This is a genomic window from Cardinium endosymbiont of Dermatophagoides farinae (assembly GCF_007559345.1).
Classification (GTDB): domain Bacteria; phylum Bacteroidota; class Bacteroidia; order Cytophagales; family Amoebophilaceae; genus Cardinium.
This window is the reverse complement of record NZ_VMBH01000003.1, coordinates 31153-54705: the sequence shown is the minus strand read 5'-3', so window position 1 is coordinate 54705 and position 23553 is coordinate 31153. Positions and strand designations below refer to the sequence as shown.

Sequence of the window (23553 nt, the reverse complement as noted above, 5' to 3'; positions counted from 1 at the left end):
TAAAAAACCTGAACCAGTTACGGTTAAGCCTAAAAAAGTAGTTCAAAAAACTAAGAAAATGGTCCTTTCTCCAAAACAAGAAGAAAACTACTTTCCAGTAGCCTTTGAAAGAAAAGGCAGAAAAAGGAATATTAAAGGTAAAAAACAGATTTGCCGCAGGCTATGTCTATGGCACACAGGAACTCAAACATGGTAGAAGTATTAAAATACGTGTCAAAGAAGCTTTTGCTTACAAAGGTCAAGAAATCCCCAAAGGTGCGTTTTTATACGGCATCGTTGCTTTTGGAAAGGAGAGAATTCTATCTAAATTAGAAACAGCTGAATTTGGTAAAAATGTAGTTCCAGTGGCTATTGGTTTGTATGATTCAGATTATATGATTGGACTATTAGTAGAAAATTTACATCCTTTCATTGATCAAGCCCAAAACAAATTGCTCAGTAGAGCAGCTAGTAGTACAATAATTCGTGGGTAAGAGAGATCAGCAGCGCAGTAGTAGATGGCATTAAATCAGTTTAAAATGAACAAAAAATCACAATAGAAAATAGAAGAAAAGTATTCCTTCAACCAATAGAAAAAATGAATAAATTTAAAAAATATGGAATAATAGCAGTATGTTTATTATTACTATCACCTCTTCAGCAAGTATAGGATCTTCTATCAATCAGGATTAAACAAAAATATTACCTAATGGATTAAAGAAGTGGATACCTGGTCTATCTCCAGAAGAGAAGACTGCCCAATTGATGGAAGAACAAGTAGGTGCCTCTAACAACGTTCTAGTGCAAATGAAGGATGCGGCTGATAGCATGAGAAAACTAAAAAAGAGTGTGGAAGATGCCAATTCTATTAAAAACCAAGGTAAATCATTATTCAAAGATCTATCTGATGCGAAATATGGTAAAGTAGTGCTGGGTATATCAGAAAAAATAAGTGGCATTAGTCTCAACCCAAGTGACTATATTCCTAGTTTAGATTGTACTAGAAAAGTTAAAAGAGATTGTTCTTTTTCCTGTTACAGAGAAAAATCTCTATTAGGTAAGGTAGATTCTTTTACGGGTAGAAGTAGTAATTTCCTAAGCACAAAGCCACCAAAAAAGATTAAATTCCATTTGCTCAGATATTCAAAGAGAGTTGCGTAGATCAGATCAGATAAAGATTGCCTCTAAAGAGGCCAATAATAGATTAATTCCAGTCTACAAAGAACAGATCAAAAATCTAGAAATTCAAAATAAAAAGATAGATAAAACGCTATCCAATCCTAATTTTTACAAAAATGATCCAGTAAAATACTTTCAACTAGAAAGCATTAAAAATAAAAATATCTTAGATATGGGAGAACTAGTAGAACGAATCAATAGGTTGCAAGTTCAATCGGAAGAAGTGTCTAAAAAAGATAAAGAAGCTATTGCAGATTTATATAGTGAAAAGTTGAACAATGATCTAATACAGCATATCGTCAAAAGTAAAATAAAAAGAAATAGTAAATTTTGATATGATCAACAAATACAATCTAGAAGCAATCAAGGAATTTGAAGAAAATCCTTTCGTAAACTACAGATCAGAGGTAGAATTCGACGGATTTTTCATAGATGAACTGTCAAATAAAGCTAAGAATATCATCAAGTATTTAATGTTCAAACATTCATTTAAAGAAGAAAAATTCTTATTTAAGCTAAACGAATTTAATAGGTTTATGATATACATCAATATGGAATATCCATGCGATGGGATAGCAGAACTATGCTCCAAAAAGGTATTAGCCAAAACCAAAAATCCAGATCTATATTGGGTGAATAATGATTTCTTTAGAACTGAAATCTTTCAACCAAAATACATAGAAGATGATGGTTGTAAGTAAAGATGCCTAGACAAGTTCCTGGATACGAGATGGAGACAAACCAGTAAGAGCAATAATATCCTCTATAGGATAGCCCTTATTAAGCATGGACTTCGCAATAGAAATGGCTTTCTCTGTTTCTCCTTCTAGCTTGCCTTCTAGTTTCCCTTTTTCTTGACCTATTCGGATACCTTCTTGCCTCCCCTTTTGTTCTCCTTCTTGTCTTAATCTTTCAGCTACTGACATGGCGATTTCCTTTAATTTTGGGTTAGATTGTTTAATCGTTTCTAACAAATCTGGATGATTATCCACCTGTAAGATATACAAAAAAACTTGATCAGCATAGCTAATATAATCTTTTTCTAAGAGATCTACAATTAAGTCTATATGATTAGCAAACCATTGATTAAATGAACGATAAATGCCTTGTTTGAGCACCATAGCTGCAAAAGCGGCCTTTTTATAACTAAGCAGCTCATCTTCAGACGTACTATAAAGATCAACCAGATGAAACTTGTCAAACATGCACGATCTGGCTAACTCAGGATCAGCAAACATTGACAATAAACTATTGGACCCTTTATATGGCTTATTTCCATTATATATACAGATATTTAATATCACTGGTAGAGGCCCATTTCCTTTTTCTTTTAGATGTTGCCGAAGTAACTGAACGTTATACTCCATGAAGCGCAGAGGCATATACGCATCCTCAATAGATTGATGCTCGCAAAGAATGTACAGGTATCCTTCCTTTCCATTTATATTGGTTTTGAATACTAAATCAGACTCTCCTCTTCTCCCAACTGGATCAACAAAGCTTTTATTGGTTAATTCTAAATTTTCTTTATCTATTTTCACAAGTAGATCGGAAGGTAAATTAGCAGCTAGAAAATCTAGCATCGCTTCCTTGTTACAGAATGTGTTTTTAAATACGGTGTCATGAGGCTTATCCGCTACTTCTTTTTTATCCTTTTTCTTATTTATTTTCTTACTCATCCGATTAATACATTACGACAAATAAATGGCATTAAAAACGTGAACCATCCTGTAATAATAGAAAAAATAAAGCATAATGCTTCATCTAATAAAACTTCTATATATCAGATTCATATAATACAATATTACGTATAATCAATCCTAATGGTAAACCGTTGTTATTTGATTTTATAATGATCTATCTGTAAGATTAAAAATAGAAAGCACAATAAATGATATTAGGACTCTTATAGAATTAATATAATTAATATATCTTTTATATATACAAAAGATATATTATATTAGTAATTAGTTTGATATTAGGTATTTATTGAAGGGTTGAATATCTATAAAAGATTATAAGTTTTAGTAGTAAGAAACTAGAGTTTACGTATATCTTTTGTATATACAAAAGATATATTATATATTATTGTATGCAAATTTTAGTAGCAAATATAAAAGGTGGGTGTGGAAAAGTACATTAGTGTCTGCACTAGCAGATTTATTAGACGCTGATATTATTGATCACGATAACCAAGGAACAATACGTGTAAGTTCGTCCTTTACTGGTTTACGTGTACCAGTAACCTATGAAAAAATAACAAAAAAGATTGTTCTTCACGATACGCCACCTTATAATACAGGTAACTTGAAGAGCTTAATACAAGAGGTAGATTTAATATTGATTCCATGTAAACTTATGTACCCAGATTTACTTGCATTAAGAGCGCTTTCGGATGAACTAAAAAAACTTAACATGACACAAAAAGCTGTAATTGTTTTTAATGAAATTCGTAAACCACATAATAATACTTATAAAGAAGTTAAAGCGCTTTATGAATCTAACTATTCAGAAATAAAAAAAGCTAAAACAGAGCTTTCTAATTTAATTAGCTTTAGTAGAGTACTATCTGAACCGGTTACTGGTAAGGCATTAGAACAGGTTAAATCCTTAATTAGTGAATTAAGTATATACTAAAGATATATTTAATTAAAAATTAACCATTACATTAAATGTAATCTATCTATTTTTATGTATGAGCTCAAATAATCCATTTCAAAATATAAATCAAAAACAGGCTTCTATCTCATTGCAAGAGCATTGTGAACAAGCCATAGTACGGAAAAAAATAGGAAGACCAATTAGACCTAACATGGGTAAATACCTTATAAAAATGGATAAAGGATTACATACTAAACTATCTAAATATGCAGAAGAATTAGGAATCAGTAATTCATTCATTATTTCTAAAGCATTAAAAGAATTTTTCTCAAAATATTGTATTTAGAGGTGATCTCATGAAACAGAAAACAAAGCACGCTAAGAATATAGTAGCCCGAAAAAATTGGGCAAAAAAACAATAACTTCGCTAGTTCGTGATCCGATTGATAAGACGAACTCTAAAGAAAAATGCTCTTAAAAAAAATAAGTTACTTACAGCTCATTATCTGTTACATTTTACTTAATATAAAGTATTACCTTTTTTTATAAATAACGAATTAAGTTCGTAAATTTTAATTCTTTACGAACTTAAAACCAAAATCATAAAATGGCCTATCAATATGTAAGAGAACCTTTACGATTTGAGGAAGCGGATCGACTATGTCAGGCTTGTGAAAATGTGAAAGAAAAATTAATCGTCTGGACTTTATTAGATACAGGGTTAAGAGTATCCGAATTATGTGGGCTTACTCCACAGCAAATCCTATGGCAACAAAAGGTGATGCGTATTGCTGGTAAAGGTGGGCCTTATGGGAAAAAATCTAAAAAACGTGTGGTACCCATGTCTAAGCGGGTTCAAACATTACTTGAGCATTATTTCGCAATTAATAATTCCTGGCCTATTGGCGTAAGGCAAGTGCAAAAAATTATTAAACAGATTGCTAACAAAGCAAAAATAACACAAGAAGTTACCCCGCATGTCCTGCGTCATACATTCGCCACTTTAGCACTACAAAAAGGAATATCTTTGGCATCCGTTCAAAAAATACTTGGTCATGATAGGTTAATGACCACCGCAATCTATCTCAATTTTACAGACGCACATGTTATGGAAGAATATGAAAATAAGTGGTAAGCGCTTAGCGTGTATTTACGGACGATTTTGCCTAATACCCTTAATACCCTAAATCAGCTATTCAAAAGAAAGCTACTAGAAACCATCCCTTATCATCTACTGCTAAGCGGTTTAATAAATTGGTGGTGAAACACGCTACAAAGTAGAACGTGTATTTGGTAGTATTAGTGCGACCTGAAAGTCTTCTACTGTATTGTTTAAAAGGAGATGAAATGAACCTCGCAAGAGGTAACACATTAGAGCCTTATTAAACCAGATGTTTTGCCATCTGAGCCTACGTATCGGTGCGAATTGGGCAACCGATTGGTGCTAAGCGACACGGACAATGAACCTCTTCTTGAAAAAAAAAAGAGAAAATGCAGCATCGCGAGATGTGCATAAACTGCAAGCATCATGCGGTTGGAGGTCTAGGCTAGTGATATGGTGAACGTAAGTGAAGTTTTAACAAGTATCGTTACCAAAAATGAGCTAAAGATGCTGACAAGCTCAAACCAAAATGGTACGTGGAAAGGATACATTTTTTTAATACTGGATGTACGCAAACAATAAGTCCACCGGTATATTGAAGCCACCTAAATCACCGAAGTATGGTAGAAGGAACAGGGTAAGCCTGTATGCTCGCCTTTATCAAAGGCAGGTAATCCGTAAGGAAAGCTGTTGAGCATGCAGGTAAAGGAAAGTGGAGAAAGCGAACGCCATTCTGTAACGGCATGGATAGGGTTTGCAAGATCAACCCATGCGAAAGCAAGCAGACTTCCACTAGGTCCCTCGTGACAAGAAACTTTGTTAACCACTTAAGGAAGGAAAGCAAATGATTACATGTTTATATAGCGTAAGTGCACCTACCGATAACTCCCAAGCATGGCACCAGCTACCCTGGAAAAAATGCCAAAAAGTTGTTATGCGGCTACAAAGACGTATTGTTAAGGCGGTCCAAAAAGGAAGATGGGGTAAGGTAAAAGCCTTACAACATCTTTTAACACGGTCTTTTAGTGGCAAAGCTTTGGCCGTTAAGAGAGTGACGGAAAATCAAGGCAAAAGGACATCAGGCATAGATCGTCAATTATGGTCGACTGACAAGACTAAATTTCAAGGCATAAAACAATTAAAACAGAGAGGATACAAAGCTTCTCCGCTAAAACGGATCTACATTAGTAAATCCAATGGCAAAAGAAGACCTCTTGGAATACCCACGATGCGTGACAGAGCTATGCAAGCATTATATTTGTTTGCACTGGAACCGATAGCTGAAACAACCAGTGATCGAAATTCCTATGGCTTTAGACCGAAAAGATCCTGCGCAGACGCTATCCAAGCGAGTCATATACTACTTGCAGCGGACAAGCGTCCAAAATGGATACTAGAGGGCGACATCAAAGGCTGTTTTGATAATATTAACCACGAATGGCTTATTAAACACATCCCTATAGAAAAACGGATACTTAATAACTGGTTAAAAGCCGGTTTCCTAGAATCGAAAACACTGTACCAGACAACGGTAGGCACCCCGCAAGGCGGTATTATCTCTCCGGTACTAGCTAACTTGACCTTAGATGGGCTCGAAAGATTATTAGAAGAACGCTTTGGAAAAATTGGCAGTACAAAAAGAGCAAGACTCAGAAGTGGAGTAATCATAATCCGTTATGCGGACGACTTCATTATTTCAGGAAACACGCGTGAAATACTGGAAGATGAAGTTAAGCCATTAATATCTTCCTTTCTCTCTGAAAGAGGGCTTACCTTATCAGAAGAAAAGACAAAAATTACCCACGTTAATGCAGGGTTTGATTTTCTTGGTTGTAATGTACGCAAATACAATAAGAAACTGATCATAAAACCTTCAAAAGAAGGTATCAAGAACATTCTTAAGAAAGCGCGTACATTAATAAAAGCAAACAGAGCAAATACACAGGCAATAATCATTAAATTACTCAATCCAATATTAAGAGGTTGGGGAAACTATTATCGCCATGTATGCGCTAAGCAAGCTTTTAGTAAAATAGACCATGAAGTTATGCAGTCACTATGGAGATGGGCAAAGAGAAGACATCCATGCAAAGGATTACGTTGGATAAAGAACCGTTATTTTAAGATAAGAGGTTCGCGCCAATGGGTCTTTGCCTCATCTATAGCAGGAAACCAATCAAAGGAAATGCGCTTATTAAAACTAAGCGATATACCTATAAGACGACATGTTAAAATCAGAGCAGATGCAAATCCGCTAGATATAAGATGGAAAAAGTATTTTGAAGAAAGAGCAACTCGTACAAAGATATTGAGGAGCTCATTCTCAAAAGAAAATTCACTACTGCTAGTGTCACCACAAAAGAAGTTAAACCATGACGGACAAGCCGGTTCTAGAACAACAGGACTTAGATAAGGGGCCCAAGCGTAGTGCGGGGAAACTCGCAAGCTGCGTTTCTAAGGGGGAGGAGGATAGTAATACCCTCCTCCTACCTAACAAAGCTGGTTCAGAAGCGGAAAAGCCCGTTATATAAGACTTGATAAAACGCATACGAAACATGTTATGGAAGCAATAGCCTATAACTTATATAGAGCCCCAAATATCATATTAAGAGGTCTTTAGGGGATGGTCTATCTAAAATGAACAAAAATATAAAAAATAACATTGAAAATCAATAAAAAATAAAATACATGGCTCCTTAATAGAAAAAATAACACCAAAAACTATACCAAAACTATACTATATACCTATGACAACGGCCTCAGTTTGCACATAGTTGGAACAGTGGTGTTAAAGCATTAGGCTATTATTTAAAAGAGATAGCTAGTGAGCTTTTTGTCTTGCATCAATCTTTTTTGAATCGTTCTATTGAGCTAATTGTCTTTTTAAGGCATATTAGAAAACTGCGAAACCTGGTATGGCTTAAAAGCTATTACTAGGCTGCCACTTGCTGAACAAGCTAGTCTCGTGGCCAGAAATATAATGCGAGCAGAACCTATGCTATGGAGATTTTATGAAGATCCAGTAAACATTCCTTTGACCAATAACTTAGCTGAAAGACAAATCAAACATTACGTGGTCTATCGTAAAAACGCTTACTTTACCCAATCAGAAAGGGGTGATAGATTCTTAGAACGTCTTATCACTTTATATCTAACCGCTAAGCAACAAAAACTAAATCCTTTCACACAATTAAAAAATATAGTCGCTTAAAAACCACTGCGGTGAATAGATACGACAGAAGCAGGGAATCAAAAAAGCGCATGAACAGGGTAGATATCGAGGAAAAAAAACTGATCACGAGAGACACCAAAAATTCCTTTACGAACTAAAATTTAAACAAAAAAGTAATTTTTCAGGTTCTTGACTATTAAAGTAATAACTTTACAATTACTTTAATAAATAGTCAAAAACCTGATTTTATAAGATATTTTTAGATCGAGTATAGCGATTAATATGGAGGTAATTGAATACCAAGATTATTGCCCAATAGGACGATATCGTTCATACTCTGCCTAATATCATTAAGTGAATTATGGGCCGTCAAAGCAGATAATGTAGCAGGGAAAGTACGTTGATTAATATGATTAGAAGCGTTCTTAATGGCTGTAAGAGCCTGATTATAGGCTAAAACATCAGCATTAGTATAATTAATACCAAGAATTGGTAAATTCATTATTCTTTGCTGAATTATATTCAATCTATTATTAATGCCATTATTACCATTTATAACATTATTTTGTATTTCATCAACAGCAATTTGGGCTTCATTAAGAGAAAGTTGAGCCCGTTCATCAATAGCCCTAGCTTCTTCAAAGGCATCTAAAATATCCTGATCACCTTGTAAAAGCGCAACACCAGGAACATTATTTAGAACAGCTGCTTCTCTACCTTGAGCATCTGTAGCATGCTGACCGATATGACTAAACATAATAGCAATTCTCCGACGTATAATTTCCACCGTATTAAAATCAATTTGAGCAAGTGCAAACTGGTGTTGAGCCCACAAAAGGGCATCTTGAGCACTATCCCTCATGGCAATCATGGAATTTCTCAACTGATCATTGTAATTATTTAATAATTGATTAGTGTTTTGATTAGTAGCAGCATAACGTGCTGTGAGAGTATTATATGTTTGAATATACGGATCACCTGGAGGACCACCACCTGGCATCATTCCCATCAAAGAAATTGGTACAATAACGTAAAATAAATACGTTGGTAATAGCGATGTTAACCTCTTTATATTAATACTTCTAGACATTGCAATTAAAGTTAATCGATTAGTGATTAGTGGTTTTATTTTTAAAATAACATAACATTATATAAAGCCATAGTTATAAACTTTAATGAGTTAAAACTTACAAGGGCATATTCCACTATGTCTCTTCTCTCTACCATATTCAGTTTTACGTCTTACTCCCTGTTGAGGTAGAAGCATCACCTCCACCTAATTCTGGTGTGTTTCTTTCTGCATCATCGGCAGCCTTACGTGTCATCTCTGCTGCAATTTTAGCATCGGAAGCAGCCTTAATCGCACGTTCAGCAGCCTCTTGCTTATTAATAGAAACCTGCTTTGCAGTATCAGCTACACATTTCATAGAACTAAGAGTATCCTGAAACGCCTTATTATACAAAGTATTATCTCCACCTAATTCTGGTGTGTTTCTTTCTGCATCATCAGCAGCCTTACGTGTCATCTCTGCTGCAATTTTAGCATCGGAAGCAGCCTTAATCGCACGTTCAGCAGCCTCTTGCTTATTAATAGAAACCTGCTTTGCAGTATCAGCTACACATTTCATAGAACTGAGGGAAGATTGCAGTGCCTCATCATAACTTTTACTGAATCCCTTAACAATAGCTGTAGTAGAACTACCTTGCGCAACGGATATAGAAGATTTCAACGCTGGTACTTCTTTAGGTTTATCACCTCCGCCATCCATATAACTTGGATTCTCTATTTTGTTACACCCAACTACTCCTATTACGCATAAGAACAATATAATTTTAAATTTATTTGTATTCATGTTGGTTTATTTTAGTTTAAATCAAAACTAACTGTTATTACTACGGCTTTATCATTCAAGCAATATTAAAGCCTAATTTTACAAAAAAAACACAAAATCCGCAAATAATTACAGACATATACCACTCTACAAAAACTAAACATTTAACTTTTGAACAAAATAGCCATACAAAGGTCCCCTATCTAAATTACCATACATAACCCTAATAAACCCTGATTCTCTTAGAGCACTGCCTACCAATCTAGTATTCAATCTAATAGTAGTACCAACAATATTCTGTATATATCTCAATATATCAGTAGTAGTCATAAACTCACCTTCTTCCTTAGTAGAGGGATAAAGATACTGGACTATCAATTCAGACTCTGTAGACTTAGTATTAAATTGATTAGAACGAGTTTTTAACTCTAAAAATTCTTCTTCACGTAGTTCCCCACTACCGTGATCTAATTTATACAAACTATAGGCTTGTTCCCAGGCTTTCTCTAATATATATATAGCCTCATCATCTAAATAGTTAATGGAATCTATTTCAAAACTAATCCATCTACTATTACCCAAACCTGACCTTAAAAATTCAATATTATTGGTACTACCTACAAAAGAAGCTATACGTGATGCTGTTATTTCATCTTCCTGATAAGGCAAACGTACATTAATATAAGGCTGAGACAGCCAAGTCTTAATTACCTCTGAGTTAGAACGGAGCTGATGTAGCTCATCCAAGTCTATAATAAAGTTTCTTATAAGAGCCTTTTGAGCATCTTTTTCATTGCTTATAATCGGATTACCATTGTAATATCTCCTAAGAGTAGGAGGACACAAAAATCTACAAAAATAACTTTTACCTATATTTTCTTTAGATGAGCATAAGATTAAAGCATGTTTATTGATTTCTCCATCCTCAAAAACCGTACGTACCGCCCTAATCATCCATTTCTTAAGATGCGTATACCAATATTGATTATTATTAAACGTAGAATCCTTTAAATTAACATAACTGGCTAATTTATGAATATAGTCTTCATTACCAGAAGATTCATTTCCTTCGAAAGCTAAAAAATATGACTCTATAGGATTAAAACGCCCTACAAAAAACGATTTTAATATACAATTAATTAAGTCCAAATTACACTCAAAACCATGTCTATCTAAATTATCTCTTAGTTCATTTACGTTAACTTTTTCCCATAAATCAGGATTACGCTTAGTACTCATTTCACGCTCTTGAGTAACTACATTCAATCGAAAATTGAACTTATTACTTAAATAGGCTTTCACTTTACTGCGTTTAGTATTACTTAACTTCCTAACCCTATGGATATCAATAGAATTTACAGAAATAGATTTTACCTGTTGTATACCATAATCTATAAGTAACTGGAAATCAGCAGTAGTATGCTTTTTAAAGTATTCTGCTATATCCTTTACATCTCCTGGTAATTCAACGGATACAATACCAAAAGAATCTTGTAACTTCTTAGAAGCATTCTTTCCTGCCTCATCATTATCATAACAACATAATAGTACGGAAGTCTTACTACGTAAAATTCTCAACAGATCATCACTAGGCATCTGGTGCTCAGACTGTAAAGAAATAACATTGCTAAACCCATGTGCATAAGCACTCATGCAATCTTTTTCCCCTGCTGTAAACAGTACATAGTCTAAATTTCCTTCAGGTAACTGAACCAACCCAAAAACATCATCTTTATTTTGATTCTTATACGAAAATGATTTTTTCTGACCTTTAAAAAAAGGATCACTAGAAAATGAAGGTGATATCTCTGGAATATATACTTTAACTCTACCTGATACATGATAGGCCGATACAACCTGATGCTTTTCAAAGTATTTAAAAGACAAATAACGACCTGAGTTAGCGGTATAAGATAAAAAACTTACTTGTTTAACATCAAACTTTCCTAAAACAGATTGGTCAATACCATACTGTAGCCAGTATTTTAGATATAATCTAGAAATAAAAGATTCTGAATCAGACATGTATTCAATACGAAGTGTTTGAGAAGGTGAAGATACTCCAATGTCTTTAACAGTTGGTAAATTAGGAAAAATTGATTTTGGAACAACTCTTGATTTCTTTTCAGTATTCAAACCCAAGCACATCTCTTGGTTAATGAGTTCTAAAAGTTCCTTAAACTGTGTTTTACAGTCTAATCCATAATAATCCGCCCACATCCTAAAGGCATCTCCCTGATGACCCGTATTAAAAGATTTAAATTTTAACGTACCTGTCCTTTTTTCCTTATAAATAGACATACTTGGTCTATCATCTTTCTCAGAAAATATAGATTTGTAATTTTTTTTTCTTACATTTGAATTAAATGTAGGAACCAAGTAGCGGATGAGATATTCCTCTCCCCCTACCTTTTCCAGGATTTGTTCTTTTGTTATCATAAGCTGGAATTTTAATCCGTTTGGAAACTGGTTCTTACACTCATTTCGGTTCCCTACCAAAATTAAAGTAAGAAAAAGCCTTCTTCGGAGGGTTTTTTATACTTTGATGATTCTTGTTACATTACACTTATCAAAGATGACTTATCTAGGATACCTTTATTGACCCAATATAAATGAGGCAATTTCGTTTTTGCTAAAACGTTTTTCATGATTAGATCAATAACACCCTTAAGATAAACCGCTCTAGATTTATACCCTGAAAATTTATTAAAATCATCTACGTCAAATAAAAATTTATCTTCTAAACACGTTTTTTTTTTCACCATATATCTTATAATATTTTGAGCTGGTTTAGAAAGACTTAGCATAAATTCTATATCTATAGCATTTCCAATATTCTCACCTAAAAAAGGATTTTCTAAAAATTCCTCGAATGTTTTTATGCCTTTATTATACATGGTTCCAATATAATACATTCTTATATAAAATCATATTTTCTTATTGAGGATTTAAATTATTATGCGGAAGCTAAATTACTAATTTTTCTTTTAAGCTGCTTATCGTTCAACTTTTGGAGAAAAACTCAGAACTCATAATATGTCGTTTCAACATATTTAGCCTATAAATATGCATTATTAATAAGAAAACGAGCCACACAGTTTACAGATGTAATTATCATATAGTATAGTATAGATAACCAAGTATCTATACCAACTGTTATTTGTATAAAGTGCTATAGATCAATAAAAAACTAAAATATCATACGTTTTGCAATGCGTAACATACGATTAATACGTATTTAGATGATTTACATAAACTTAACATAGTCTAACTAACCAATGTTTTAGGCTAAAAACCGAACATTTTAATATGGAAATAGTAACTATTAGTAAGATCTTAGTAAGATCTTAGTAAGATTACAAAAAATCATATTACGCTGAAATACAGATTTTTATAATAATAATAGTAAGATAGTAAGATTATTGTGTATATATAATAAAATATATATACACATATGTATGTATATGTTATTATTATATATTACATAAATAAAATAATACTAGTATCTTACTATCTTACTATGTTAGTGTAATACAAATATATATAATATTGATTATCAATATTATAAATACTATAAGTGATATAGTAACATCTATAGTAACATTTATATAATATCTTACTATCCTTCTATATAGGTATAAAAATATTAATTGGTAATCAGATATTTAAATATTTTTATGCTCAGAAAATCTACTTCAGAAAAAACAGGTAAAGAATAGATTTGAAATATCATGTCAAATCAGTTATAAATACTTTATACTAAAATTCTACAACAAGTTTAACATTGGTTATGAGAATAATATAAAAATTTATAAATTTATAATTGATTTTCAATACAAAAAATTCTATTATAACTCATAATAAGGAATTTCATCATCTTTATAATGGAATCATATTTTTATAAAACACTACAAATCAATATAAAATAATTAAATATTTTATGGAACAGAATATTAGTTTATATATATATGAAGTGTCTTTCTATATCAATAATACTTCACTAAATACATAATAAACAGTTATATTATTCATTATGATAGAATAATATTCGCTATAAAGTATCATTTTACTACTCCAACTAAAATATATGTAAAAACATACTTTATATTATTGGTTATCAATTTTTTATATGTATACGAAGTGCCATTTTACACAAAAAAACACTTCATAAAAATATAAATACATGATATTCAGACTTATAAATATAAAACAAGTATATTATTCTGTTTTTTTATAAAATAAACACATATAGACACATACCAGGAATACCCTCTCTCTTAATCGCAAGTAATTTCCATACCCATCACGGTCGGCCCCCTTTCGCGTTTCTTACGCAACTCGTGCTCCTGCCCACTAGTTACCAACTCCTTTTGGAGTTTTCTAAGCATTTCTTGCCTTCCTAAACCAGATACCAATTCTTCATTCCAATCTTTAAACTGATAGGGTATAGACGATCTACAGTCTACCAGACACGCATCAGCCAACCTACGGACCTCTTCATCCATCTTCCTACCCGCTTTATCACTATCAAAAGCCAACGTTACAGACCACCCATTCTCCCTAGCATTAGACAACACATTTGAGAGCTCTCTTTTAACCCCTTCAGATAAACTACCACAAGTAGACACATACATAGTGCCCTTCAAAGAACTACTCATCTGCTTATAACTTAAAGCATCTATAGGACTTTCTGAGACCACAATATGCTTTACGGGTAGACCAGACTCAACCAAAACAGACAACCCGCGAGGCAGCCCTTTTTGGAAGTATTTAGTGCTATTAAAACATCCATCATCTGACATGGTACCTTTAGCATCAAACTGGTAGCTAATAGTGCTGCATATAGTACCTTTCCCGTTGCTATCTATATTCCTGTATAAAGCAAATACAGCTTGATTACCTACTTTAACACCTGTATAACACTCATAGGTAGTTTGATCAATACCTCTACAAGTCAAGTAATTACCTTTCTGATGCTCAACAACCCTGTCAAACACCTCTCGAGCGATATGACACTGTGAAAAAACATCCCCTATTTCTACAGATAAAGATTTTTGATCTTTAACAATCCGATCATCTAAATGCCTACTAGACAACCCACAAATACTCTGATAACTAAACCCACGTTTTTGCATAAAATCCACAATAGTTCCTTTCTCTTGTTCGTCTACCAAAGATTTATACATCCAGTGACCATTTTGATTAGGCCCATTTTTAATCAAAATTTTATCACTTTCTTTTTCCATAACGGCCCAGTTTTTGGAACTTTTTTCTTTATCTAAAACATAACCCATAGAAGCAGCATGTTGGATCAAATTAACTTCTCTTTTCACTTTTTCTAGATCATCTTTAATTCGATTCTCTATAAGCGTTTTATGCGTATTTCTAGAATAGATAACTTCTTGTTTAAGGCCTCTATTTTCTTCTTCTAAGGAACGGAGCTTATCCTGTACTTTTTCTAACTCCTCTTTGGCTTGTTCACGGTGAAAGGGATTTAAAGTGTTTATATGTTTAGTTTCTATTGATACTTCCCTTTCAATTTTATTAATACTTTTGTAGTATTCCTTTGATGTCGTATGTTTTCTCCCAGTTAATGAAACTTCTATTCCACGCTCCAATCCAAAAGGAGACATAGCTTCTGCATATCTATTTTGATAGCCTTGCAACTTAATCGTACCATGTCGATAGTGCTTAGCACTTAACCTTCCATCTGGAGTAATTGGAACTACTACACAATGAATATGTGGTGTCCTTTCATCCCTATGTATAGAAAATCGAACAATATTTTTTTCTCCACCAAACTCCTTACAAGCGAAATCCCAATTAGCTTTTTTCCAACCCTCAAATAATTTTTCATTAGCCTCTATTTCTTTCATTCGGTCATGACTACCAGTCATAACTAAACCCAAAGCTTTAACAGCATCTGATCGAATAGATTTAGATAATTTATAGCCCTCTGATATCCTTTGTTCAACAAGTTCAGATAATGATTTACCACCTGTATCGACCCACTCTTCATTTAAATATGTTCTAGAGGGATCTATATGTAAGCCTAGTTCTGAAACCAAATCTTTCTCTTCTGAATCTTCAAATACACCTGTTTTTTTAGCTTCCTGACAAGAACGATCTATGTGTTTACCAATTCCTATTAAACCTTTTTGGTAGCCCTTGATGTTAAATGTTGCGAATGCCATAACTATAAATTCACCATGCTAAAAAAACCAATCTTCTTTCCCATTTGCTAGACCTAAAATACCAAGCGTAATATAACGATAAATCACGATAAACGAATGGTCCTTGCAAAGCAAGGATTAATGAGCTAAGCCTTACTATCATAAGGCCTTGAACACAGCAAGCTAATGGGGAAAAAGTTGCTCCATTCAAGCGTATGATCCCTGGAATATTATCCTATATTTACACCATGAGTCGTCGCTTAAATTATTGCTAATTATGGCAGATAAAATTAAAATAATAGTCGAAAAACTGATTAAAGCAGGCGTGGATATGAATACCTTTCTAAAAGCATCTGGGTCGTCTATACAGGAAAAAATAGCAGAGATAAGTCAATTATATACTGATCGAGTAAAAAAACCAAAGCATAAAAGAAAAATGGCAAAATACTAATGGACCATTACCCATGTTAACTTTTTATTTTTTTCTAGCCTTATTTCTATTTCAGTTACTTTACTGGATGAAAATAAGTAGATTTTGTATAAATGACCGATACTTGAAATGGGCAGTTGATTTAGTATTCTATTCAGGGTTTGGGTGCTATACCCGACTGATTTTAGTAGGGTCTATTTGTTTTCTAGCATGGGATAGATTAAAGCTATTTTTATCAAAATCTTTCGGTAAAAATAATGGTTTTACGTCTACAGCATTACTCTTTTTATGGTTAATATTTACCTGTTGTTTTATATCCTTTCAAAGGATATGTATTTATTTATCCAGGTATGATTTTATAAAATCACGAGAATGGTTAATACCTTATCTGTTTATACTGTTTTTTACTGCTTTTGCACTTCCATTTTGGTTTTATATAGGTATAAAACCTTCCATAAAAAAAGATAAAAGTTCAATTATTAGTCCTAAATTTTACGATAAAAAGTCACCTTTTAGCATTGCTTTACCTACTAAAAATGGTCTATTACCCATCAATAATCCTCAGAGAGGAATTTATATACTAGGGGGTCCTGGAAGTGGTAAAACTAGATATATTTTAGAGCCCATATTATATGCAATGATCCAAAAAGGTTATTGTGGACTTGTATATGATTATGATTTTGAAGGTACGCCAATAGATCGAAAAAGCAGCTATTGCTTATCTAAATTTGTATATAATTGCTATTTAAAATTACCAGAAAAGGACAGAAAAAATATTTTTTTTAAGACGATTAATTTTACGGATCTGAATAAAAGTAGTCGCATCAATCCTATTGATCCTATATACATATCAAATAGATCCTATTTAGAAGAATATGTAACCGTATTATTAAAAAATCTTAATTCTGGAGGGAAAGATGATTTTTGGTATTTAAGTACTAAATCCCTTCTAAAGGGCATTATTGCTTACTTATCCAATCAGGCAAAGAGTTGTTGTACGTTGCCGCATGTAGTAACGTTAGTTACTAAGCCTATTGATAAAATATTAAATCTCATAGAACAAGACTCAGAAGCCTATTCCTATGCTAGTTCCATATTTGATGCTTATAAAGGTGGAGATAAATCATCAGGTCAGTTAGTAGGTATCATAGCAAGTTTTAAAACAAGCTTACAACCTTTAATTGATAAGAACTTATTTTGGGTATTGGGTAAAAATGAAATAGATTTAACTATCAACGATAGTATTACTCCAACCATACTCTGTATAGGCAACTTTCCACCTACCAAATCAGCTTTCAGTCCAGTGATATCCTTGCTAATTACCATATGTTTTAAATCTATGTATGGCCACAATAGAACGAAGAGTTTTGTGTCCATAGATGAGCTACCTACCTTATACATCCCAGGCTTATCAGAAGTCCCAGCTACGGCAAGAAAATACGGTATTAGTACCATTTCTTGCATACAATCGAATGCCCAACTAGAAGATACCTATGGAAATATAGGTGCTAAAAAGATACAAGGTATCCTAAGCAATCAATTTATGGGCAACTGTGGTGTGGAGTCTTCTAAATATGCCAGTTCCATCTTTGGCAAGGAGGAACATACGATCAAATCTACAAGTTCCTCAGAAACCTGTCACAGCAATACTCAAGGTCATCATACTACGCATGGTGAAAATATCACTATACATGAACAAGAGTTGATCAAACCTAATGAGTTTTCAAGTTTTAATGTGGGATTTTTTGCGGGGAAAGTAGTAGAAAGTGATAATGTATTTTTTCAGGAACAGTTTAAAGAAGTATCGTCTTATGACAAAAACTTTAAAAATGAGTTGTTAAAAGATTTACCAGATATTACAAAGGTTAGTAATGAAGATATTGCAGCCAATCAAAGGAAAATAGAAGAAGATATAGATCTACTTTTGGAGTATATGTAAATATTTTATTTTTTAGTTAAAAATTTTTGTATGTTTTAAAATAATTTCATATATTTTTGCTATATTTAATAAATATAGCAAAAATATATGAAATTATCATTATGTTATTTATATTTTTTAGCGTATAACTGTTTGGCTACTACTTGTTGGGAAACAAAAGTCAAACCAAAAGTTGAACATAATCAGCTGAATCAAAAGAAAGATTCTGATAAAAATGGCCAAGAATCTATTAATGAAATGTATAATCGAAGTATGCCACCTTTGTATAAATCAGTTGGTTTAAACGATTTAAAAGAAACAAAACGCCTGTTAGATCTGGGTGCTGATCCAAATTTTGTCTATAAAGATGACTGTCCTCTTTATAGTGCTGTATGCAATGAAAACGAAGATATGGTTGCCTTATTACTCTCTTATGGTGCTAAAGTTATCTCTCAAGGAGATGGCAAATCAAATATTTTAGACGCTGTACGATATAAAAAAAATGATGCATCTAAAAGAATATATAATCTTTTGGTATCTAAACTTTCTTCTGAGGAAGTTGTTAGACTGAATGTGCAAGAGAAAAAAGAACAAGATATAAATGAGGTTAAAAATGAAAGTACACCTCTATTGTGGGCTGTTATAGATAATGATTTACCTAAGGTGAAAGAACTTCTAAGCTTAGGCGCTAATCCAAATATAACTAACGTGCATAGTAACCCTCTTGAGATAGCTGTACGTAATAAGAATAAAGAAATGGTTTCTTTATTACTCTCTTATGGAGCGGAGGTAAGATTTGATAAAAATGGAATTTCAAGCGTTTTTAATTCTTTAGAGGTTAATAATAATCAAGAAATCCTTGATGTAGTTCTTTGTCATTTTGCTGATATCGGTAAGAAAGATTCAGTAGGTTTAACTCCTATTCATTGGGCTTGTAGGGATGGTCACCTAAATGTAGTAAAACATATTTTAGATAAATCACCTTTTCTGGTTCACAATACAGACAATCCTTATAAATTCACGCCACTTCATTGGGCTGCCAGAAGAGGATTTAAAGAGATCGTTGAACTGCTTATTGCTAAAGGTGCTAGTAAAGCTGCTAAAAGCAAGAGTGGCTTTACACCTTTGATGTTGGCTATAGCTAATAAGCATAAAGCTTTAGAAGGTATCCTTTCCCCAGATGGTTTTTCAAGGCATTCAAAATGGGTAGACAAAGATTGGCAGTGTAGTATCTGTATAGAAGGCGTACAGGATTCTAAAGATAAAATATTTCCTTTTATCCCATTAGATTGTAGTCATAAGTTCCACTTCAGGTGTATTACTATGCATGTGTTGAACCAGCGTGACAATAATCAAACCATTAACTGTCCTCTTTGCCGTGGTAATCTATCAGTAGATATGATTCAAAAAATAGTTTCTAGTGCTACTAACACAACCATGAGTGCATTTAGTACGTTAAATGCAGTTAGGCAAAAAGATATGTCGAGATTAAAGTTGCTATTAGCAAAAGGTGGTAACCCCAATGAGTCAACTATTTCGGGTGCTGCTTTAGAAGAGGCTGTTCGTCAGTCTAACTATGAGATGGTCTCCTTGTTATTAGACTATGGTGCTGATCCTACATACCAAGACCCTAGGACAAATAATACGCCTTTGCATTATGCAGCAGATAATATGCTTTTTGAAAGAACTAGTCAAGATGTATCTGATAAGATATTCATATCCCTTATTAAGCATGGTGCTATGGTAAATAGTAAAAATGTGAAATGTAAAACACCTAGGGATCTTGTGTGCAGTTTTGATGATCCTCTATTTGTTTTAACAGAAGCTGGCAGTATTCGCTCAGGCTATTTCGATGATATTCAACCTGTATTTGGCTTGTCAGGAAGTAAGATTAAGCAAAAGATTTTGTTTGGAAAGGAACTAGAACATATAGACTATCACGCAAAATTATAACCATGTTTAAGAATAAAATAATAACAAGCTTGATAATTTTTTTAGGTTTGACTTTTAGTGTATTTGGTAAACCGAATAGGGTTTATGTCTTGCAAAGACCTATTCATACACATGGTTGTCATGGAATAGAAGTCAATTATGGGGTTTCGCATAAAATGCATGGGGTTTCTGCAGGCTATGCATATCACATTAATGAAATATGGCATATGAAATTATCTGGTGGTTTTTCTAACAAAAACCTATTGACCGTATACAATACTTACCACTATAATTTGTTCAATCATTACGAATCTACCTTTCTGAATTTTTTAGTAGGATGTCAAGGTAGCTATAAATTCCACCATGCTTGTTGGGAGCATTGTGCTAAACGTTTCAATATAGGCGCCCAATTAGGTTTAGAGGTGGAAAAATATATCACGGATTACTTGCTGTTGATATTACTAGCAGAAACGCCTATTTCCTTTTTGGATAAAAATGATGTTTTTAATTATCGATTTTCGGCAGGATTACGTATTACCTTTTAAAGAATAGCTATTGATCTAGTCGAAGCAATAATGTGGCAAATAGTTTTACTATGTACTATTAACCCAATATAATGAATATATGGTTAATTAATGAAAATGAGAACTAAAATGAGAAAAATAGCATCTCCATTATTTATTGCTGCTTCTTTATTTTTTTGGTCTTGTACAGTGGCCTTTAGACAGCAATTTGCAGACGATATCACTTGGATACCCAAGCATGAATATGCCTTGTTGCCAGAAAAAGGTGTAGCACCTGTTTTAGCAGAAAAAGTTCCTGTAATATTGAGTATTAAGTTTGACGACACATGGAATAACGATAGGTCTAACAAGCCCAAAGCTCCACATAGGTATGAAAAATGGGATGTTAATCCAGAGGTTATTCAGTTTCGTATTAAGGGTATTAGGGTTGAAGGTGGCGAAGGAAAACTGTTCAAGCGTGTTGAAATAGATGGAAAATATTCTATAGGTGAGCCATTTAAAGTAGGTAGTATAGTCCAACATGGTGATACGCCTCTATACTATGTTCCTAATGAGAAAGACACTTGTCATACACATAAGGTCAGTATTGATGCGATCATATTGACTTGTGACTTTAATAGGGAGGGAGGAGATCCTATAACCTGTTCGTTAAGGCTAGATGAGCCTACCTATGATTTAAAAGCAAGTGCCAATGTTAAGGTTATTTATGTAGAAGACAAAGAAGGTACACCTATTAACATTAACATCAGTTCATCCAACGTATTAGCATCGTGTCAAAAATACCGATTGGTTAAATGGTGTGTAACAGATGGAAAAGGATCCATGTATGTAGATACAGGCACATGCAAAAAACCAATATGTAGCAATGAACCACTTAAATTTGGTAGCAATACACTCTTTTACGCTCCAAAACCTGGTAGTGATGGCACCCATACCATTCATTTAACAGTAGGCAATACTAAAGGTGATACCACACAAGACTATTCTTTTTCTGTTAAAGTTCAAGATCATAGAATTGAAAACTTTACAGCAGAACTTTCTATAGTCTCAGGAGAAATACCTTTGTTACCGTTTAAAGATAGGGTATGTAAACTTAAGATCAGGCCATTAAGCGATGCAGGTAAAGTGCTTCAATACCATATTAAGGCCATTAAGCTGAATGGAGGTAAGTTCATTTTAAGTAAGGATTCCATAAAAGAAGGAACACCCCTAACAGTAGGGGTCAATACACTAATGTTAAATCCATGTGGTTATGTTGGTGATTTAACGCCCTCTATCACCATAGTAAATGATAAGGGAGATGAACGTGAAGTAACGCTTAAACATCCATTTATTGTTAAAGATCCATCTTTTAAAGTAGTGGGTAGTTTAGAAGGTAGTGTTGAGAATGGTATGGATAACAGACATATCAACTTAAAGGTTATTGCGCCTTTTAATACTACAAGTGACAAATTTATTTTGTCAGATTATCGTCTATCAGGCGGTATAGAAGGTGATTTGCTAAAAATAACAGGAGAGCCTGTTGAACTTGGTGGTATGCTTTCAGTAGGCGATAGTGCATTTAAATTTAGGTTAGGTGAACTAGATCAGTTTATAGATAAGATTGATGGTGTCCCAAGGATTTATTTTGATATTACCTATCCAGATGGCACACATCATGAAACAGAAGCTGTAGATCTTTCTATTTTCTTATTTGAAGCATTGGCCTCTAAGGTAGAGTCATTATCTGAAGATAGTAAATCGCTTTATAAACCTATTGTTCAGGATTATAGTTTAAACCCAGAATCAGCCTTTCAAAATTTACAAGCTATAGAACCAGATTGGTATAATAGGCAATCTAACCTACATAATATACTGGTCTATATGCAGCATGATACAGCTATTTCCCCTCAAGCTACAGATGCACTTGCTAGCCTACAGACACTAAAAAGTGATACTAAAGATAAAGTAAAGACTAGGGTATTGACCACAAGGTTATTAAATGATTGGCATAAAGAAATGAATCATATTAACGTTAATCAAGAACCAGATGGTCGTAGAATACATACAGGAATACTAGAAAAAGAGGTTAGTGCTTTTTCTGATATATTTCGATCATGTAGAGATACTCTAGGTATGGAAGATGTAGTACAATCTTTAGACGATGTACTTGAAAAAATTACAGATTTAAAAAGAGAAACAGAAGTAAAACAGGCTAATAAAGACAGAGATAAAGCAAGAGAAGAAGATTTTAAAGATCGTACTACTAGGTCTATAAAAAATGAGCGAGAAACTAGAGAGGCTGAAGTTAGTATTTTAAAATCTGAAGACAAACGTTTAGGGAGAGAGATAGAAGAGCTATGTGACAGTAGGGATGAACTAGAGTCTAAAATAAGAAACCATGATGGTAGTATTTCAAGGTTAAATAGCTTAATGCAAGAGTTAAGTAGAGTTAATAGTGAGTTGCGTTCTAAGTGTAATAAATTAGAAGCAGAATTAAAAGAAAGTAAAAAAGAGGCGAATGATTTGTACGGAAGGATACATAATCTAGAATGGGAAGAGGAGCATAGATATGATGTGAATTACCATAACCTTAGAGACAAGGGTTTTATAGATTAATTTTATCATTTTTACCATAAATATCTCACTATAAGTTTATAAAACTAGATAAAATATCTTCTTGCCCATTAGCTTGTTTATAATACTCCTTACGTAGTAAGGATACAATATTA

General features: G+C 33.2%; 20 protein-coding genes and 3 pseudogenes. 16 read left to right on the top strand and 7 right to left on the bottom strand.

Features of this window, described 5'->3' with window-relative positions:
* Nucleotides 1–104: 104 nt before the first annotated feature.
* The 4 genes from traM (at nucleotide 105) to FPG78_RS06605 (ending at nucleotide 1859) form a co-directional block, all read left to right on the top strand.
* On the top strand, nucleotides 105–473 hold the full coding sequence (traM, locus tag FPG78_RS06620; protein WP_144087187.1) for a conjugative transposon protein TraM: 369 nt from the start codon (nucleotides 105–107) through the stop codon (nucleotides 471–473).
* 268 nt (nucleotides 474–741) lie between these two features.
* Nucleotides 742–1140, top strand: a complete 399-nt coding sequence (locus tag FPG78_RS06615; protein ID WP_223262088.1) for a hypothetical protein — start codon at nucleotides 742–744, stop codon at nucleotides 1138–1140.
* Nucleotides 1133–1492, top strand: coding sequence for a hypothetical protein (locus tag FPG78_RS06610; protein ID WP_144087185.1), 360 nt, complete (start codon nucleotides 1133–1135; stop codon nucleotides 1490–1492). The genes FPG78_RS06615 and FPG78_RS06610 overlap by 8 nt, the downstream gene beginning before the upstream one ends.
* A gap of 1 nt (nucleotide 1493) precedes the next feature.
* Entirely contained in the window at nucleotides 1494–1859 is a 366-nt protein-coding gene (locus FPG78_RS06605) for a hypothetical protein (protein WP_144087169.1), read from the top strand.
* Nucleotides 1860–1865: 6 nt separating this feature from the next.
* On the opposite strand, the gene FPG78_RS06600 is transcribed toward FPG78_RS06605, so the two are convergent.
* Nucleotides 1866–2837, bottom strand: a complete 972-nt coding sequence (locus tag FPG78_RS06600; protein ID WP_144087168.1) for an Rpn family recombination-promoting nuclease/putative transposase — start codon at nucleotides 2835–2837, stop codon at nucleotides 1866–1868.
* Nucleotides 2838–3300: 463 nt separating this feature from the next.
* Here FPG78_RS06600 and FPG78_RS06595 point away from each other — a divergent pair, with 463 nt between their 5' ends.
* From FPG78_RS06595 to FPG78_RS06580, 4 genes and pseudogenes are all read left to right on the top strand, one after another.
* On the top strand, nucleotides 3301–3795 hold the full coding sequence (locus FPG78_RS06595) for a hypothetical protein (protein WP_186292524.1): 495 nt from the start codon (nucleotides 3301–3303) through the stop codon (nucleotides 3793–3795).
* Between the two features lie 58 nt (nucleotides 3796–3853).
* Nucleotides 3854–4105 (top strand): hypothetical protein, encoded by a 252-nt coding sequence (locus FPG78_RS06590; protein ID WP_144087166.1) that lies wholly within the window; start codon nucleotides 3854–3856, stop codon nucleotides 4103–4105.
* Nucleotides 4106–4366: 261 nt separating this feature from the next.
* Entirely contained in the window at nucleotides 4367–4894 is a 528-nt protein-coding gene (locus FPG78_RS06585) for a tyrosine-type recombinase/integrase (protein WP_144087165.1), read from the top strand.
* A 50-nt stretch (nucleotides 4895–4944) separates the two neighbouring features.
* Nucleotides 4945–5060 (top strand): annotated as a pseudogene (locus FPG78_RS06580) (IS5-like element ISCca3 family transposase); the annotation flags it as partial.
* Between the two features lie 406 nt (nucleotides 5061–5466).
* Here the strand turns inward: FPG78_RS06580 and FPG78_RS07320 are convergent.
* Nucleotides 5467–5688: a hypothetical protein gene (locus tag FPG78_RS07320; RefSeq protein WP_186292522.1), complete on the bottom strand. Its 222-nt coding sequence runs from the start codon at nucleotides 5686–5688 to the stop codon at nucleotides 5467–5469.
* 17 nt (nucleotides 5689–5705) lie between these two features.
* Here FPG78_RS07320 and ltrA point away from each other — a divergent pair, with 17 nt between their 5' ends.
* The 3 genes and pseudogenes from ltrA to FPG78_RS07875 all read left to right on the top strand — a co-directional run.
* The gene (gene ltrA / locus FPG78_RS06570) at nucleotides 5706–7274 is read left to right on the top strand and encodes a group II intron reverse transcriptase/maturase (RefSeq protein ID WP_144087164.1); all 1569 of its coding nucleotides are present in this window, start codon (nucleotides 5706–5708) and stop codon (nucleotides 7272–7274) included.
* 87 nt (nucleotides 7275–7361) lie between these two features.
* Nucleotides 7362–7481 (top strand): annotated as a pseudogene (locus tag FPG78_RS06565) (IS5-like element ISCca3 family transposase); the annotation flags it as partial.
* Between the two features lie 140 nt (nucleotides 7482–7621).
* Nucleotides 7622–8072: pseudogene (locus FPG78_RS07875) on the top strand (IS66 family transposase); the annotation flags it as partial.
* 238 nt (nucleotides 8073–8310) lie between these two features.
* On the opposite strand, the gene FPG78_RS06550 reads toward FPG78_RS07875, so the two are convergent.
* The 5 genes from FPG78_RS06550 to mobV form a co-directional block, all read right to left on the bottom strand.
* The gene (locus tag FPG78_RS06550; RefSeq protein ID WP_144087162.1) at nucleotides 8311–9123 is read right to left on the bottom strand and encodes a hypothetical protein; all 813 of its coding nucleotides are present in this window, start codon (nucleotides 9121–9123) and stop codon (nucleotides 8311–8313) included.
* Between the two features lie 145 nt (nucleotides 9124–9268).
* Nucleotides 9269–9886 (bottom strand): hypothetical protein, encoded by a 618-nt coding sequence (locus tag FPG78_RS06545; protein ID WP_144087183.1) that lies wholly within the window; start codon nucleotides 9884–9886, stop codon nucleotides 9269–9271.
* 135 nt (nucleotides 9887–10021) lie between these two features.
* Nucleotides 10022–12304 (bottom strand): VapE domain-containing protein, encoded by a 2283-nt coding sequence (locus FPG78_RS06540; RefSeq protein WP_144087182.1) that lies wholly within the window; start codon nucleotides 12302–12304, stop codon nucleotides 10022–10024.
* Between the two features lie 116 nt (nucleotides 12305–12420).
* Entirely contained in the window at nucleotides 12421–12762 is a 342-nt protein-coding gene (locus tag FPG78_RS06535) for a hypothetical protein (protein WP_144087159.1), read from the bottom strand.
* A gap of 1380 nt (nucleotides 12763–14142) precedes the next feature.
* On the bottom strand, nucleotides 14143–16059 hold the full coding sequence (gene mobV / locus FPG78_RS06530; protein ID WP_144087181.1) for a MobV family relaxase: 1917 nt from the start codon (nucleotides 16057–16059) through the stop codon (nucleotides 14143–14145).
* Between the two features lie 256 nt (nucleotides 16060–16315).
* Between mobV and FPG78_RS07315 the strand changes: the two genes are divergently transcribed.
* From FPG78_RS07315 to FPG78_RS06510, 5 genes are all read left to right on the top strand, one after another.
* Nucleotides 16316–16489, top strand: coding sequence for a hypothetical protein (locus tag FPG78_RS07315; RefSeq protein ID WP_186292523.1), 174 nt, complete (start codon nucleotides 16316–16318; stop codon nucleotides 16487–16489).
* A 67-nt stretch (nucleotides 16490–16556) separates the two neighbouring features.
* Nucleotides 16557–18407 (top strand): type IV secretory system conjugative DNA transfer family protein, encoded by a 1851-nt coding sequence (locus FPG78_RS06525; protein WP_223262087.1) that lies wholly within the window; start codon nucleotides 16557–16559, stop codon nucleotides 18405–18407.
* Nucleotides 18408–18494: 87 nt separating this feature from the next.
* Nucleotides 18495–20339, top strand: coding sequence for an ankyrin repeat domain-containing protein (locus FPG78_RS06520; RefSeq protein WP_144087179.1), 1845 nt, complete (start codon nucleotides 18495–18497; stop codon nucleotides 20337–20339).
* A gap of 29 nt (nucleotides 20340–20368) precedes the next feature.
* Nucleotides 20369–20863 carry a hypothetical protein gene (locus FPG78_RS06515; RefSeq protein ID WP_144087178.1) on the top strand — a complete coding sequence of 165 codons (495 nt, stop codon included), beginning with the start codon at nucleotides 20369–20371 and terminating at the stop codon, nucleotides 20861–20863.
* A gap of 108 nt (nucleotides 20864–20971) precedes the next feature.
* Nucleotides 20972–23440 carry a hypothetical protein gene (locus tag FPG78_RS06510; RefSeq protein WP_144087177.1) on the top strand — a complete coding sequence of 823 codons (2469 nt, stop codon included), beginning with the start codon at nucleotides 20972–20974 and terminating at the stop codon, nucleotides 23438–23440.
* The last annotated feature ends 113 nt before the right edge of the window (nucleotides 23441–23553 follow it).